General features: G+C 70.8%; 11 protein-coding genes. 4 read left to right on the top strand and 7 right to left on the bottom strand.

All coding sequences use genetic code 11. The annotated features are described in order from the left end of the window. Nucleotides 1-60 precede the first annotated feature (60 nt). Complete coding sequence (locus GXP76_RS08275) at nucleotides 61-933, bottom strand: universal stress protein (protein ID WP_242570780.1); 873 nt, start codon at nucleotides 931-933, stop codon at nucleotides 61-63. Nucleotides 934-1,182: 249 nt separating this feature from the next. Between GXP76_RS08275 and GXP76_RS08270 the strand changes: the two genes are divergently transcribed. From GXP76_RS08270 to GXP76_RS08260, 3 genes are all read left to right on the top strand, one after another. Further along, on the top strand, nucleotides 1,183-2,166 hold the full coding sequence (locus GXP76_RS08270) for a nitroreductase (protein ID WP_242570779.1): 984 nt from the start codon (nucleotides 1,183-1,185) through the stop codon (nucleotides 2,164-2,166). 69 nt (nucleotides 2,167-2,235) lie between these two features. Beyond that, the gene (locus tag GXP76_RS08265) at nucleotides 2,236-3,111 is read left to right on the top strand and encodes a universal stress protein (RefSeq protein WP_242570800.1); all 876 of its coding nucleotides are present in this window, start codon (nucleotides 2,236-2,238) and stop codon (nucleotides 3,109-3,111) included. 12 nt (nucleotides 3,112-3,123) lie between these two features. Continuing rightward, the gene (locus GXP76_RS08260; protein WP_242570778.1) at nucleotides 3,124-4,035 is read left to right on the top strand and encodes a universal stress protein; all 912 of its coding nucleotides are present in this window, start codon (nucleotides 3,124-3,126) and stop codon (nucleotides 4,033-4,035) included. Nucleotides 4,036-4,043: 8 nt separating this feature from the next. Here the strand turns inward: GXP76_RS08260 and GXP76_RS08255 are convergent, their stop codons facing one another. Then, nucleotides 4,044-4,715 carry a DNA alkylation repair protein gene (locus GXP76_RS08255; RefSeq protein ID WP_242570799.1) on the bottom strand — a complete coding sequence of 224 codons (672 nt, stop codon included), beginning with the start codon at nucleotides 4,713-4,715 and terminating at the stop codon, nucleotides 4,044-4,046. A gap of 186 nt (nucleotides 4,716-4,901) precedes the next feature. On the opposite strand from GXP76_RS08255, the gene GXP76_RS08250 reads away from it, so the two are divergent. After that, nucleotides 4,902-6,251 (top strand): hypothetical protein, encoded by a 1,350-nt coding sequence (locus GXP76_RS08250; protein ID WP_242570777.1) that lies wholly within the window; start codon nucleotides 4,902-4,904, stop codon nucleotides 6,249-6,251. Here GXP76_RS08250 and GXP76_RS08245 read toward each other — a convergent pair. From GXP76_RS08245 to GXP76_RS08225, 5 genes are all read right to left on the bottom strand, one after another. Further along, a complete protein-coding gene (locus GXP76_RS08245; RefSeq protein ID WP_242570776.1) occupies nucleotides 6,213-7,436 on the bottom strand; it encodes a hypothetical protein in 1,224 nt (407 codons plus the stop codon). The genes GXP76_RS08250 and GXP76_RS08245 overlap by 39 nt on opposite strands. After that, on the bottom strand, nucleotides 7,433-8,014 hold the full coding sequence (locus GXP76_RS08240; RefSeq protein WP_242570775.1) for a SigE family RNA polymerase sigma factor: 582 nt from the start codon (nucleotides 8,012-8,014) through the stop codon (nucleotides 7,433-7,435). The genes GXP76_RS08245 and GXP76_RS08240 overlap by 4 nt, the downstream gene beginning before the upstream one ends. A gap of 163 nt (nucleotides 8,015-8,177) precedes the next feature. Next, on the bottom strand, nucleotides 8,178-10,964 hold the full coding sequence (locus GXP76_RS08235) for a glycoside hydrolase family 95-like protein (protein WP_242570774.1): 2,787 nt from the start codon (nucleotides 10,962-10,964) through the stop codon (nucleotides 8,178-8,180). After that, nucleotides 10,961-13,507, bottom strand: coding sequence for a PQQ-dependent sugar dehydrogenase (locus GXP76_RS08230; protein WP_242570773.1), 2,547 nt, complete (start codon nucleotides 13,505-13,507; stop codon nucleotides 10,961-10,963). Before GXP76_RS08230 ends, GXP76_RS08235 begins: the two co-directional genes overlap by 4 nt. Before the next feature lie 112 nt (nucleotides 13,508-13,619). Then, entirely contained in the window at nucleotides 13,620-15,350 is a 1,731-nt protein-coding gene (locus GXP76_RS08225) for a ThuA domain-containing protein (protein WP_242570798.1), read from the bottom strand. Nucleotides 15,351-15,434: the final 84 nt, after the last annotated feature.

Here is a 15,434-nt window from a genome sequence, read left to right as displayed (position 1 = left end):
CTGCCGGGTACGGGCATGCGCCCCTCCCCGTGTGTCCTGCCGGTCCCGCGCACCGTCGTGTCAGCTGTGCGGGACGATCGCCACCGGGCACGGTGCGTGGTGCACGGCCGCGCCCAGGACGTTGCCGACGCGTGCCGCGGCCCTCGGCCGCTTCTCCCGGCGGCCGACGACGAGGAGGCCGGCGCCCGCCGCTCCCCGTACGACAGCCTTCGCCGGGCTCTCCGCCCGCACGGTGTCGACCACCCGCACGTCCGGGAACTTCTCGCGCCAGGGGCGGAGCGTGTCGGCCAGCTCCCGCTGGGCGCCCCTGATGACCACGCCGGGGAGGTACGGGTCGGCGACGATGCCGCCCCGTGTGTAGGCGGAGGCCGGCAGGTTCCTGCCGTGCACGGCGCGCAGCGTGACTCCGCGCCGGGCCGCGGCGGCGAACGCGAACTCCAGCAGTTCGTCGCACGGGCCGTGCAGGCCGAGGGCCAGCGCCACGTCGCCCTCGTCGGTGGCCGGTACGGAGTCGTCACGCGCCCGCACGAATACGGTCGGGGCGCGTGCCCGCACCATGACGTGCAGTCCGATGTCGCCGAGGAAGTAGCTCGCCATGGGTGCCATGTCCCGCGAACCGAGCACCAGCAGGTCCGACTCCTCGGCCGCCGCCAGCAGCGCGTCCACCGGATCCTCCGCCACCAGGTCCTCGACCACGGGCAGGCCGGGGTGGAGCGGCTCGACGCTTCTCCGCGCCTGCTCGACGATCCACTTCGGCCAGTAGTTCGGGTCGTCCTCCTTGGCGGGCGGCCGGTCCCACTCCTCGGAGAGCAGCACCCACGCGTGCATCATCCGCAGGGTCGCCCCGCGCAGCTCCGCCTCCCGCGCGGCCCAGCGGGCCGCGGTGAGTGATTCGGGCGTGCCGTCGAGGCCGACGGTCACGGCACGGTTCATGACGGCCCCCTTCCGGGTGATGCGCCGCCGGGTCCGGGCTGTGATCCGCCCAGGACCGGGGTCACACCATCCAGCGTGACGCCGGCGGGCGGGGCGCAGCAGGTGCCACTCGGCCCTGTCGGGCGGCGACAGGCCCCGGGACCGTCTGCCACAGGGGGTCGACCTGGCTCCGGGAAGGGGACGGTCGGCCCCTGCCCCGGACCCCGTCGCGCCGCCACGCTGGAAGCACGACGAAGCCCGGGAGGCGCCGTGTCCGCACAGACGATCGACGAGCTGACGGTGACGGGGCTGGTGTCGGATGCCACGGCCGCACCGTCGATGCACAACGCACAGCCGTGGCTCTTCCGGTACACCCCGGGCACCGGCACGATCACGATGTCCGCGGATCTGTCGCGTGCCATGCCGCACGAGGACCGGGACGGCCGGGGTCTGCACGTGGGATGCGGGGCCGCGCTCCTCAATCTGCGGGTGGCGCTCGCCCGTCTCGGCCGGCGCTGCGAGACGACGCTGCTCCCCGACGCGTCGGCGCCACAGCTGCTGGCGACCGTACGGATCGGCCCCCCCACGTCCGGGGACGCGCTGGCGGAGCTGTATCCGGCGATCCGCGAACGGCACACGAGCCGGTTCCCGTTCGCCGAGCGTGAGATTCCGCAGGCGCTGCGGGACACGCTCGGCGGCGCTGCCCGTCTCGAAGGCGCCGGGCTGACGTTTCTCTCCGGCCCGCACCTGCGGTCCGTGCTGGACCTGATCGAGGCTTCCGAGGGCTACGACCTCATGGACCCCGACCGGAACGCGGAGAGGGCGGGGTGGACCAGGAACTCCCGGGCCGACGCCGGCAGGGACGGGGTGCCGGACTACGCGTTCGGACCGCGCAAACGCGGCGGAACCGCGCCCGCCCGCGACTTCGCCGGGCTCGACGTGGTGAAGGGCCGGCCCATGGCCGACTTCGAGGACCGCCCCCAGCTGGCGCTGCTCAGCACGGCGGCGGACGGGCCGGCCGACTGGCTGCGGGCGGGGCAGGCACTGGAACGTGTACTCCTCGTCGCCACGTCGCACGGGCTGACGAGTTCCTTCGCCACCCAGGCGCTCGAACGGTCCGACCTGCGGTGGCTGCTGCGCGATCCGGTCTCGGGGACGGGGCACGTCCAGATGGTCCTGCGGCTGGGCTACGGCCCGCGAGGGCCCCGCACACCACGCCGCTCCGTCCACGAGGTGCTGACGATCGAGGACTGATCGACAGATCGACAGATCGACAGGGAGTGGCACAGGAACCCGAACCCGGGAGGAGAGGCCGTGGGAGTGATGGAGCTTCCGGTGGTCGCGGGCGTCGACGGATCGGAGGGCGGTTTCCGGGCGCTGGACTGGGCGGCAGGTGAAGCGGCGCGCCGGGGTCTGCCGCTGCGGATCGTCCACGCGTCCGTCTGGGAGCACTACGAGGGAGTACGGTCCGGGCCTGCCGAGGACCGTCCGTCGGAGCAGGTGCTCGCCGAGAGTCTCGTCGCGATGGCGAAGGACCGTGCCCGGGGTCCGGCCGCCGGGGTGGAGGTGACCACCGACATCCGGCCCGACGAGCCCGTGACGGCGCTCATGGAGGAGTCGGCCGACGCCGCCCTGCTGGTGCTGGGTTCCCGCGAACACGGCCCGCTCACCGGCCGGTTCCCGGGGTCCGTGAGCCTGTCCGTCGCCGCGCGGGCCCGCTGCCCGGTCGTCGTGGTACGCGGCCGGGAACCGGAGACCGGGGCCCGCCCCGGTCGGGTCGTTCTCGGGGTCGGAGACACCGCGGCGAGCGGCGTGACGGCGCGCTTCGCGTTCCGTGAGGCCCGGTCGAGGGGGTGCGAACTCGTGGCCGTACGCGCCTGGCGCGGCCCGCGCCACCTCGCCGTGCCACGTCCGCCGTCCGGCGGTGACCGGCTGAGGACGTACCAGCGGCAGGCGGACGAGTACGTGGACACCGCCCTGTCCGCGGCGGGCGAGGACGCCGGCGAGGTGACCGTCCGGCGCGTGGTCGTGCGGGGCACGGCACACCGGACGCTGCTGGAAGCGGCGGCCCCTGCGGATCTTCTCGTCGTCGGAGCCCGCCGGGCGCACGGGGACTTCGGCCCGCAGCTCGGGCAGGTCGATCACGCGATGCTGCGTGACGCGCCCTGTCCCGTCGCGATCGTCCCGGAGCGGGAGTGAGGCAGGCGCTGTATGACACGTCCGGTGACCGTCGGTATGAACAACACGGCCGGGAGCGTCCTGGCCGCCCGCTGGGGCGCGCACGAGGCGTCGCTCAGGGACGCGCCGCTGCGGCTTGTCAGCGCATGGGAGTGGCAGCCCTACGCGCGGGCGTCGCTGGCCTCGAACGAGATGGCCGAGCAGTGGTCCCGCCGGGTGCCGGTGGAGACGGCGGCCGAGCTGCGCCGCCAGTACCCCGGCCTCGACATCACGACGGAGCGGTTGACGGGGCCTCCCCCGGAGATGCTGTGCCGCGCCGCCGCGGAGAGCGGGCTGCTGGTTATCGGCGTCGGAGGGCTCGGCACACGCGCCGGATTTCTCGGGGGGTCGGTGGCGTCCGCCACCGTGTCGGTCACCGAGCGGCCCGTCGTCCTCGTCGGTTCCGGCCGTGGGGCGGCGGAGCACGGTGAGTACGAGGGCGGGGAGCGCGGGGACGACGTGTCCGGCACGAAGGATCCCGGTCCGGTGGTCGTCGGCGTCGATCCCGGCCGGCCGAACGAGGAGGCGCTCGGGTTCGCCTTCGAGGCGGCGTCACTGCGCTCGGTACGGCTCGACGTGATCCACGGCCGGCACCGTCCGGCGCGGTCGGCGCACGGCCCGGAGGCCGATCAGGTCCGGCGGGCGGCGGAGCCCGGGCGGGACGAGGAGCTGCTTCGGGGCACGCTGGCTCCGTGGTCGGAGCGCTATCCGGCCGTCGCCGTCCGGGAACACCCCCCGGGCGGAAAGCCCGCCCGTGAACTGGCGGACGCCGGTGCCGGGGCGTCACTGGTGGTGCTCGGCCTCGAAGCCCGTCGCCGCCGGCGGGGCGTCGCCCGTGTCGGGCACATGAACCACGCCGTCCTGCACCGCTGTTCCGCTCCGGTTGCGGTCGTCCCCGAGCGGTAGAACGCGGGTCACTCGGTCCGGCTCCGGCGCACCATCTCGTTGATCCAGGTGGGCGCGAACGGGGACGTGCAGCCCGGGGACGTGGGGTAGTCCCTGAGCACTCCCAGGCGCTCACCGATGTCGATCGCGCGGGTGCGGTGTCCGGCGTGCTCGATCCCGATCCGGGCCAGGCAGTTGTTCATCGACCACTGGAGGCGCTCGGGGGCGTCCTTCATCCGCGCCTCGATGACGTCGAGCAGTCCTGTGAGGTCGAGACCGTCGGGCTTCTTCGCCACGCGCTCCGTGGTGAGGGCCCAGCCCGCGCTCGCGACCACCGGATCCGGGTCGGCGGACCAGGCCGTCCGCAGCGCTTCGGCGTGCGGGCTCTTCTTCACCACGTAGTTCACCAGCCAGTCGTGCACCTTCGGCGCGCGCGTCCGGCGCACCATGGCGTCCAGGTCGTCCCGCTCGAACGCCTTGGGGCGGCAGATCAGGATCGCCAGCAGCCGGGCCGCGGTGTCGTCCGTCTCCCAGAGCCGGCACGCGAGTTCGTGCCGTGTCTTCAGCCGCTTCGCGAGCGCGCGCAGCTTGCCGAGGTTCACACCGTGGTCGTCACCGTGTCTCTCGTTCACCGCGCGAACTCCCGCGTCCTCCAGCTCGGCCAGCTCGGCCATCACCTCGGCCACCGTCGCGTCGCTCATCGTCGTCCCGCCCACCCCGGCCTCCTGTCCCGCTCGTAGGGGATTCAGCGTACGACGGGGGTCGGACACCGGGCCCCCGACCTGTGGGCGGGCGTCCGGTGGTGCCGTGCGCCGGGGCGCCGCGGTGCCGCGCCACCTCGACGACGTCCGCCGCCGTGGCCGACCTGCCGCGCATAGGATCGGCGGATGCCGAAGCAGCCGTCAGCACCCGTGCGTCACGTCCTGCGCCGGGTGCGCCTCGTGGTCGCCGTGATCGTCAGTGGGTGTGCGCTGCTCGGAGCGGTGCGGCTGGTGGCGCCCGCCACCGGGGGCACGGCCGGTGAACCCGGCGGAGTACGTGCTCAACTCACCTTCATACGCGCGGCCTTGGACGACGGCGCCGGAGCCGGGGCACAACAGCAGTTCCCGGAGGGGTACTTCTTCCTGCACGCGCTGTACGGCCTGAGCTGGGTCGAGTTGGGGATGCGCGAGCCGGCCGGTGGGGCCCGTGCCGAGGCGGTACGGGAGTCGCGGTGGGCGCTGGGGCGGCTGGACTCGGCCGAGGGGAGGGCCGCATTCAGCGCCGAACTGGTGCCGTCGTACGGGGTCTTCTACCGCGGCTGGACCAACTGGCTGCGCGGCGGCGTGCTGTCGTTGCTGCCGGAGGGCGAGCGCGAGAGCGCGGAGATACGGCGGTTCGCGGCGGACTCCGCGGCCCTCGGCGCGGCCTTCGACGACTCCGAGTCGCCCTATCTGGCGGCCTATCCGGGGCAGGCGTGGCCGGTCGACTCGACCGTGGCGATGGCCTCGCTGCGGCTGCACGACACCCTGCTCCCCGCCCGGTTCACGGGCACCGTGGAGCGGTGGATCGACGAGGTGCGGCAGCGTCTCGACCCCCGTACGGGACTGCTGCCGCACCGCGTCGCCCCCGGCACCGGCGACCCCCTGGAAGTCGCCAGGGGCACCTCGCAGAGCATCATCCACCGGTTCCTCCCCGACATCGAACCGGATTTCGCCCGCGAGCAGTACGTGCGTTTCCGTGACCGGTACGTCGTCACCCCGCTCGGTCTCGGGCCGACGACGAGGGAGTATCCGAAGGGCATGGACGGCCCCGCCGACGTCGACTCCGGGCCGCTCCCCCTCGGGGTGAGTCTGTCGGCGACGGTCGTCACGCTCGGCGCCGCCCAGGTCCAGGGCGACACCTCGCTCGCCGAAGGGATCGCCAACTACGGGGAGTTGCTCGGCCTGCCGGTCAGCACCCCGTGGACGAAGCGCTACGCCTTCGGGCTGATCCCGATCGGTGACGCGTTCGTCGCGTGGTCGAAGACGGCCCGGCCATGGGTCGCGGAGACCCCGGCCCCGCCGCCGGCGCACCTCTCGTCCTGGTGGCGCCTGCCGCTGCTGTCACTCCTGCTCGCCGCCGGCGCCGCCCCGTGGCTCCCCGTGCTGCTGCGCGCGCTCCGGCGCCACCGGCTCCGGGGCCGCCCCCCGGCGGTCCCGGGTCCGCCGGACGCGGCGTCAGCGCCTGGCGAAGACCGGTTCCCAGCGGCCCGGTGAGTAGTCCTTGGGTGTACGGGCTCCGCTCAGCGAGACCACCTTGTCGCTGCCGATGGTGATCAGCACGAGCCGGTTCTCGAACTCGTTGCCGCCGGGCGCGATGTCCCAGGCGATCAGCCGCTTGTCGTCGGCCCACGCGAGGAGTTCCTGGCCCTTCAGCTTGGCCGCGCGTTCGCCGGTGCCGGGGTCGAGAACCTCGGTGGCCGTCGTACGCGCTCCGCCGGCGAAGCCGCCCGCGACGAGTTCACCGTCCGGGGAGAGTCCGGCCGGGGCCATCATGAGGTCGACATGCCTCTCCTTCGGCGGGGCCGCCACCTCCTCGCCGCGCAGATCGCGGAAGATCCGGCCGGGGGCCATGTTGATGAACTCGTACACCCGCGTGCCGTCGGCGTTGAACCGCAGCTTCTCGCCCGAACCGAGCCCCTCGATGTCCCCCGGCATCCTGTAGGGGGGCACCTCGTGCCAGTCGGACTCGCCGGACTCGACGTCGACGATCGCGAAGCCCGTCCGGGAGTAGACGCGCTGCGGCTCCATCGTGTCGTTGACCTGGACCTTCTTCGACCAGTAGTAGTGGTCCGGGTTCTTGTCGTACGTCGTGGCGATCAGCCGCTTCCCGTCCGGGGAGAACTCGACCGCGCCGACGCCCCCCTCGACCGGAATCCAGCGCGTGACCTTCTTGGTGAGCAGATCCAGAATTCCCACGCGCGTCGCGGGCAGCCGGCGTTCCAGCACCGCTGCCGTGCGCATGCCGGGCGCGACCGCCAGATAGGCCCAGCGGGCGTCCACCTCGTACCTGCCGGTCTTCTGGTCGAGCACCGAGTAGGTGCGGGTCATGATCTCGTCGCGGTTGGGCCGCTTGTCCATACGGACCGTGTAGTACGCGGCGAGCGCCTGGTCGCCGGCCGCAATCAGGTCGCGCGGCGGCGACTGGTCGACGTGGGTGAGGGTCTTGCCGCGGGAGATCTCGCTCGCCAGTCGAGTGGCTTCGCCGTCCCGGTCGAGCGCGGCGGGCACTGCCACGGCGGCGGCGATCACCAGGGCGGTCGTGGCGGCGGCCCCGGCGAGGGCGCGTGTCCGGCGCCGGCGCCGGCCCGCGAGGACCCGGTCCGCCAGGCCGGCGGGGGCGGTCATGGTGTCGGCGGCCTGCTCGCGCAGCGACTCCCGCAGGAGTTCCTCGACGTTCACGGTCGTACCTCCACGGGGGCGAAGTCACGGGACGGAGGCTGCTGTCGACCGCCGTCGGACGGGTCGAGCAGGGAGAGTTCGGGCGCGAGGACGCGCAGGCGGGCGAGTGAGCGGTGGGTGGTGGAGCGGACCGTGCCGACCGAGACACCGAGCAGGCGGGCGACGTCGGCCTCGGGCAGATCCTCGAAGTAGCGCAGGACGAGTACGGCGCGCTGCCGCGCGGTGAGCCGGGACAGCGCGTCGCGCATGACGAGGCGCAGTTCCGCAGCGGCGGTGGCGTCGGTGGCGTGCGCGGTCCGGGCGTCGGCGCCGGGGTCGGGCGGTTCGGCGACGGTGAGTTCCTTGCGCCTGCCCTTCAGCCGCCAGCGGCTGACCTGCTGCCGGTAGAGGATCTGCCGTACGTACGCCTCCGGTTCGTCGATCCGGTGCCAGCGGCCGGCGGCCTTGACGAGCGCGTTCTGCAGCAGGTCCTCGGCCGCGTGGCGGTCGCCGCCGCTGAGCAGCACCGCGGTTCTCAGCAGGGCCGTCGATCTGTTCGTCACGAATTCCAGGAAGCTTTCCCGGCTTGCGGCATCCATCGTCACCTTCTTCTCCCGGCGGGCCGGCCGGCCCTGCCTACCCGTACTGACGCGCGGGAGATGCCCTCACTATGCCGGGTGCCCCCGCCACCTCATGGGTGTGGCCCCGCACGGCGTCCCTCCGCGCGGGGCCACGGTCAGGGCCGGCGGCCGAAGTGGGGTGTCATGGGGTGATGCGCAGCGCGTCCACCATCCCCACCGACGTGCTGCGGTTGACGATCCTGATCGTGTGGGAGCCGCGTGCGAGCCCCTGTTTCTGCCACACGACCTGCTGGACCTGTCTCGCGCCGTCGGCCCTGAGGTTCACCGTCGCCTGGAAGACGTTGTCCAGGTAGACGTCGACGGTCCCCATGTCGCCGTTGCGTTCGGACAGATACTGGATTCCGGTGCCGGTGAACGTGTACGACGCCACCGCGTCCACGGTGGTGCTGTGGTGCGTGTCGTCGTTGAAGTCGCCGTAGCCGCGGCTGTTGGTGAGGTGCCAGTTGCTGTCGTACGTGAGCGCCGTGTTGTTCACCATCGGGTCGGAGGTCGCGTTCGAGCCCAGCGTGGAGCTGGTGCCGGCCAGCGACTTCATGCCCTGGTTCGCGGTGCCGGTGAGCTGCGTCGAGGTGTAGGAACCGAGCGGCTTGGCGGTCCGCTCGACCACGTACACCTGGTTCGCCGCGGTGTTGAAGGTGATCTCGGCGCTGCTGGATGTCGTCACGACGGCGTTGTCGGAGGTCCTGCGGACCCTGACCTCCTGTGTCCCCCACGGGTTGACGACGCGGGCGGCGTTGCCGAACTGGCTCTTGATTCCGACGTACTTGACCTCACCGGCCTCCCTCTCCGAGCTGACCATGAATCCGCCCTTGGCGAGCAGACTGAATTTGCCGACGAAGGTGGAGTCGGTGGGGACGGCGGGGAAGACCCGGATCTTGTCGTTGTACGACTGGAGCAGCGATTCGTTCGTCGCGGCCAGGTGCACACCGAGGTATTCGAGGACGCCGTTGGTGTTGCTGGTCATGCCGTTCGGATAGTTCTGGTACTTCTGGAGCATCGTCTTCATGCCCTGGAGCGTCTGGTTCCCGAGTCCGAGTCTGGCGGCCTGGATCGCGTCGTTGGCCCATACGTTTCCGTACGGGAAGGGCCTGGCGTTCCAGGTGTTGATCGCTTTCTGCTGGTCGGGATATCCGATGCCGGTGAGGTCGTAGGGCCAGATGATCTCGGCCGCGACATTCTCGTTGTTGCGCGTCTGGGCGATCGGGGGTGTGTGCGGCAGATAGGTGTTGGCGTTGGTGTCGGACGGGTAGGCGATCAGGTTGTCCAGGATGTTCTGCCACTGCGGACGCAGCGAGGCGTCCAGGCCGAGCTGGTTGCTCGCCTTGATGGCGAGCGGGAACAGGGTGCGTACGGCGGCCAGGTCCGTGATCGCGTTGGGGACGTTCCAGTACGTCTCGTGCGAGTGGGAGCTGGCCACGTAGTACTTGCCGGTGGAGCTGTTGAACGACAGTTTCGCCTGGTAGAACCTGGCGACCTCGCGCATGAACGGATAGGCCGTGTTCCGCAGGTAGTTGGTGTCGTTCGTGTACGTGTACTGGAGGTACATGTTGTACGCGGCCTCGGTGCCGGTCGACCAGATGTTGTTCGTGTAGTCGCTGTTGACGGTGCCGCGCGCGTTGCCGTCCCAGCCCATCGTCTCCGGCACCCAGATGCCGTCCACGTTGTACCGGGTGCGGGTGTATGCCTTCAGCGCGTCGAAATTGCGGCTGTAGAGCTTGTTGAACCCGGCGATGAGGTCGGTGTGGTTGGAGGCGAGGAACGAGTTGTAGATGTCCCGTTGATTCCAGTACCAGTACGCGTTGCTCCATTTCGTGGCGTCCCCGGTGGCCCGGAAGACGCCGTTGATGAAGTGGGCGGGATAGTTTCCGTATCCGGCCGCCGCGATCATGTAGGTGGAGAGGTAGTAGACGTTCTCCATGTAGTCCGCTTCACGGGACCCGTTGGAGTACTGGACGAACGACTTCTGCCAGAACGCGTGCCACCAGTTGAGGTAGGCGGTGTTGGTGCTCGTGTATCCGGTGGCCTTGACCGCGGCCAGCGCGCGCTTGGCCTCGGCGACCGAGTTGTGACTCGGCGCGTTGAGCCGGGTGCTCGCGGTGAACCAGATGGTGTAGCTGGAGTCCGGTGTGATCGACAGCCGCACCCTGCGGCCGTCCACGACCCGCGCGGTGTACGAGGCGCCCTCGACGGTCGCGCCGAGGGTGTAGCCGAAGTTCTGCGGATCCGACTGGCCGCGGCTGAGCCCGGCGCCGGTGGAGTCCGCGTACGTGGACACGGTCCGCCAGGTGTCGATGTTCGGCACGTCACCGCTGTTGCCGAGGTTGGAGACGTCCCACAGGCTCAGGTCGAGCGTGATCGCGGAGACCCCGGAGCGGCTGTCCTCCACATGGATGCCCATGACCTCGGAGTTGGGCTGCCCCATCACCGTGACGGTGCGGTTGTTGTCGTACTTGGTGGTGAGGGTGCCGTCGTAGAGGGAGAGGCGCTGCTGGAAGGTGGAGTAGCCGCTGTCCATGGCCGGGGTGGTGGACAGGTTGATCATCCCGGCGCCGAAGGCGGTCTGCTGGGAGGTGTCCACGCCGGAGACCTGCATGTTGAGGCCGTTGTTCTGCCAGGCCATCGCGCCGGTACGGCCGTTGCCCACGGTGAGGCCGTGCTGGGGTTCGGTGGTCGGCCGGTTGTAGACGATGTCGTGCTTGGACATGTACTTGGCGTAGTCCACGTTCAGGGCGCCGGTCGAGGAGTTGAAGGCGGCGTCGGTGGGCGAGGCCGCGGCCGGTGACACCCCCGAGAGGCCGGTCACCGTGCAGACGAGGACGAGGAGCGCGCCGAGGAGGCGGGCGCCGCGTGTCCGTCCCGCTCTCCCCCTCGGGGGCGGGCTCGTTCTCAGGGATCTCGCGGTGGTCACTGTGCATCACTCCCACGGCCGTTCAGGGTGGCGGGACGGCTGATGCCGGGCCCGGTGAAGGTGTAGCTGTCGAGGTCGAGAATGGCTCCGGAGCCGCCGGTGAAGACCACGAAGAGATCACGCGGCTGCTCAACCGCGTTCGTGACGGGCACGTTGACGTCGGTGTACGCCTCCCAGCCACCGGTGTTGGGCACGGTCACCCGCCCGACCACGGGGCCGGTGACGGAGTCGTACCGGAAGGTCGCCACGTTCCCCGCCTTGTCGGAGGAGACCCGGGCCCTGATGCCGGTGACGCCCTTGAGGCTCACCGGGTGGTACTTGACCCATTCGTTGTTCTGCACGTCGCCGAGGCGTTTGCCGCCCTCGGCCCCGGCCGCGTTGATGATCTGCGGTCCGGAGAGCTGCGCGTAGTGCTCCGCCTGCCACTTCTTGGGCCACAGGCTGAGTTCCTTCTCACCGGTCAGGGGTACGGTGCCGGCGGCTCCCTTGTCGGTGTAGCTGGCCCGCACCACGTAGAACTGCGTGGCGTCGAGGCCGGAGTGGATCGGCCCGGTGTTGAACGTGGTGGAGCATCCGGTGCCTTCGGCGACCTCGTGCGCGTGTTCCTGGTGGCCGAGGGCGATCCGTACGATCACCTTCGAGCAGTCGATCGGTCCGTCCTGCGGGTCGGTCGCCGACGCCGTGACGGTGACGTTCTCGTTCCACTCGAACACGCCGCCCGCCGGTGGCTGCGAGATCGTCAGCGTGGGGCGGTTGTTGCCGACGACGACCGGGAGGGTCGTCGTGCCGGATCTCCCGGTGCCGTCGCTGACGGTGAGTCTGGCCCGGAAGTCGCCGTTCGAGGGATAGGTGAAGGACGGGTTGGCGGCGGTGGAGTCGGTGCTGCCGTTGTCCGTGAAGTCCCACGCGTAGCTGAGCGGATTGCCGTCCGGGTCGCTGCTGCCGGCACTGGAGAACGTGACGGCCAGCGGCGCGAGTCCGTTGTCCCTGTTCACGGACGCCTTGGCCAGCGGTGACCGGCCGCCCTGCACATAGTTGATCTTGTAGAGACCGGCGTCCTCGGCGCCCGAGAAGTAGCCGCTGCCGTACTCCAGGAGGTACAGCGAGCCGTCCGGGCCGAACTCCATGTCGATCGGGTGGACGAGCTTCATGCCGTCCAGGACCGGTTCGATGGCCGTGGGCGTACCGGTGCTCGCGTCACCGTTGCTGAACTGGACCTCCTTGATCCAGTTGCGGCAGTACTCGGAGATCAGCAGCTTGTTGTCGTAGTACTGGGGCCACTTGACGTCGGAGTTGAGATTCGCGTCGTAGTGGTAGACCTCGGTGTGGTTGGGCGAACCGCAACCGCCCGGGTTGTCGAGCTGCGGCCACTCCTTGCTGCCGCCGTGCTGCTCCCACACCAGTGAGGTCTTGGTGGGCGGCAGTTGCTGGATACCGGTGTTGCGCGGGGAGTTGTTGACCGGGCCGGTGCCGCCGCCGCAGGGGAACCAGCCGCGCGGCTGGTTGGCCGCGAAGTCCCAGTCGTTGTAGGCCACGTTGGGGCCGCCGCAGTAGGGCCAGCCGTAGTTCCCGGGGCCGGTGGCGCGGTTGAACTCGTCGTACGCCGCAGGGCCGCGCGCGGGGATGGTGGCGCCCGCGTCGGGTCCGACCTCGCCCCAGTACAGGGTGTTGTTCGCCTGTCTGTCGACCCAGACGCGGTACGGGTTCCGTACGCCCATCACATAGACCTCCGGGCGGGTGCCCGCGGTGCCCTTGGCGAAGAGGTTGCCGTTCGGGACGGTGTAGGTGCCGTTGTCCTCCGGGTGGATACGGTTGATCTTGCCCCGCAGGTCGTTCGCGTTGCCGGAGGTGCGCTGGGCGTCGAACTGCGCGTGCCGGGACGGGCGTTCGTCGATCGGGGCCATGCCCTGCGCGTCACCGCCGGAGTTGGTGTTGTCGCCGACCGCGAAGTAGAGGTTGCCCGCCGTGTCCCAGGACATGGAGCCGGCCGAGTGGCAGCACATCTCACGCTCGGTCGGCCACTCGATGATCATGTCTTCGCTGGACGGGGCGATCGTGTTGGTGCTCTGGCTGAAGGTGAAGCGGGATATCCGGTTCACCAGTGGAGTGCTCTTGGGCGAGTAGAAGAGCATCACCCAGCCGGTGGTGGCGAACTTCGGGTGCAGGGTGATGCCGATCAGCCCGTCCTCGAAGCGGGCGTCCAGCGGAAGGGTCAGGGCGACCGTCGTGGTCTTGGTGGCCGGGTTGTAGAGGCGGACCTGGCCGCCGGCGGCGCTGGTGCCGCGGTTGATGTAGAGGACCTTGCCGTCGGGCAGTACGGAGAGTTCGATCGGCTCCCCCATGCCCAGCCCGCCGTCGAGTTTGACCTTCTCGAAGCCGCTGGTGGGCGGGGGCGCGGCGGCCTTCCGGCCGGTGTCCCGGGCCGTCTGACGGTCCGCGGGTCTCTGGCCCGCCTCCGGGTCGGCCGCCATGGCGCCGGGCGCCAGCAGCAGTGCGGACAGGGTTAACAGTGCGGTCAGGTAGGCGACGGCGCGCGACAACACGGAACCTCCAGGGGGCGATCGCGGGTGTGGGGGCGCCACGACGGCCCGGCGCGCGACGGCTGTCGCGCGCCAGGTCGTCCGGGCGGTGGAACGAGGGGTGGCTCGTCGCTGGTTACTGCGTGGTGCCGAACACGTTGAGATCCCAGAGGGAGTAGCCGTACTGCGTGGCACGCGTGGTGCCCTGGACCCGTACGTACCGTCCGGTGCCGCTCACGGCGATCTCGTCGAGGCCCCCGTTGCCCGCCGTGACCGTGCCGACGGTGCGCCAGGTGGCGTTGTCCGCGGACGCCTGGACGGTGTACGCGGAGGCGTACGCGGTCTCCCAGTTGAGCCGGACCTGCTGGAGGGTGCGGACGCCGCCGAGGTCGACGGTGATCGACTGCGGATCGGCGTACGCGCTGCCCCAGCGGGTCGTGGAGTCGCCGTCCACGGCGTTGGCACCCACGTGCGTGCTGCCGGGCTCGACGCTGGTGACCGTGACCGGCCGGCCCCGCGCCAGATCGGTGGTCTGCGCCCCGTCCTGCTTGATGCGGACGTTGCGGTAGCTGATGTCCAGACCGGCGCCGTCGTTCTGGAGGCCGATGTGGCCGAGCGCGATGTCACGGGTGCTGGTGTAGTCGTTGATCTTCACACCGTTGAGGAAGACCTCGACGTGGCGGCCGTGCACCGTGATCTCGTAACTGTTCCAGGTGCCGGGCGGGTTGAGCGCGGCGGCGCGGGCCGCCGTGTCGGGGGCCTTGAAGCTGTAGACACTCCCGGTGGTACGGGTCGGGTCGCCGTCGGAGGCGTCGATCTGGATCTCGTGGCCGAGGTCGACCGGCTTCCACGGGTCGCCCTGCGGGTCGGGGAAACCGATGAAGACGCCGCCGTTGTCGTCGCCCGGCATCATCCAGTCGGCCTTGAGCGAGTAGTCGGCGAACGGTGTCACCGGATACCAGAGCAGGCCCATGCCACCGACCGAGGAGAGCGTGCCGTCGGCGAGGCTGAAGCTGCCCGCCCCCGCCTGCCGCCACTTGTCGAGACTGGCCCGGCTGCCGTCGAACAGCGGGGTGTAGCCGGTCTCCGGACGGCAGTCGGCGGCCTTGGCGCGCGCCGCCGTCTGGATGCCGCCGAGCAGCATGGTGGTGAACGCCGGGTCCGCGTACGACTCCTCGGTGTGGCCGAGGCCGGTGTACCAGGAGCGTCCGCCCCGGTAGTCCTGGCACCAGGCGATCGGATGATCGCCCATGGTGCCGCCCGAGTACGTCGTCTCGTCGAGGCTCGCGAGCACCTTGACCGCCGCGCGCGGATTGGCGCGGTAGTTGTACCACTCGTCGGTGCGGGTCCAGCGCTGCGGCAGATGCGAGGTGGAGACGGACGCGCGGTCCTCGACCTTGACGGTGGCCTGCTGGGTGGCGGGGTGGGAGGCGAAGTACGCGCCGACGAGACCGCCGTACCAGGGCCAGTCGTACTCGGTGTCGGACGCGGCGTGCACGCCGACGTAGCCGCCGCCGGAGGCGACGTACGACTCGAAGGCGGTCTGCTGCGCGGCGTTGAGCACGTCGCCGGTGGTGGAGAGCCAGATCACCGCCTGGTACTGGGCGAGGTTGGCGGCGGTGAACGCGCCGGCGTTCTCCGTGGCGGTGACGGTGAACCCGTTGGCGGCGCCGAGCCGTTGCACGGCCGCGATGCCCGCCGGGATCGACGAGTGCCGGAATCCGGCGGTCTTGGAGAAGACCAGGACCTTGGTCAGTGGCGCGGCGGCGGCCCGGGGAGCCGCGCGGACGGGCGTGTTCACGGGGGTGGCCGCAGGGGTGGCCGCGGCCTCGGCCGGCGGAGCCTGCGGTACGGCGACGAGCGACATGGCCGCCAGGACGAGCGCGATCAGGGCGCGGGAGACGAAGCGCACTATCCGGTCCTCTCTCGGGGCGCCCGGGGGCGCTGGCTG

The sequence above is a fragment of the Streptomyces sp. NP-1717 genome, from assembly GCF_022695985.1.
Taxonomy (GTDB): Bacteria; Actinomycetota; Actinomycetes; order Streptomycetales; family Streptomycetaceae; genus Streptomyces.
Note: the sequence above shows the minus strand (reverse complement) of the source record. Positions and strands in the feature narration are given on the sequence as shown.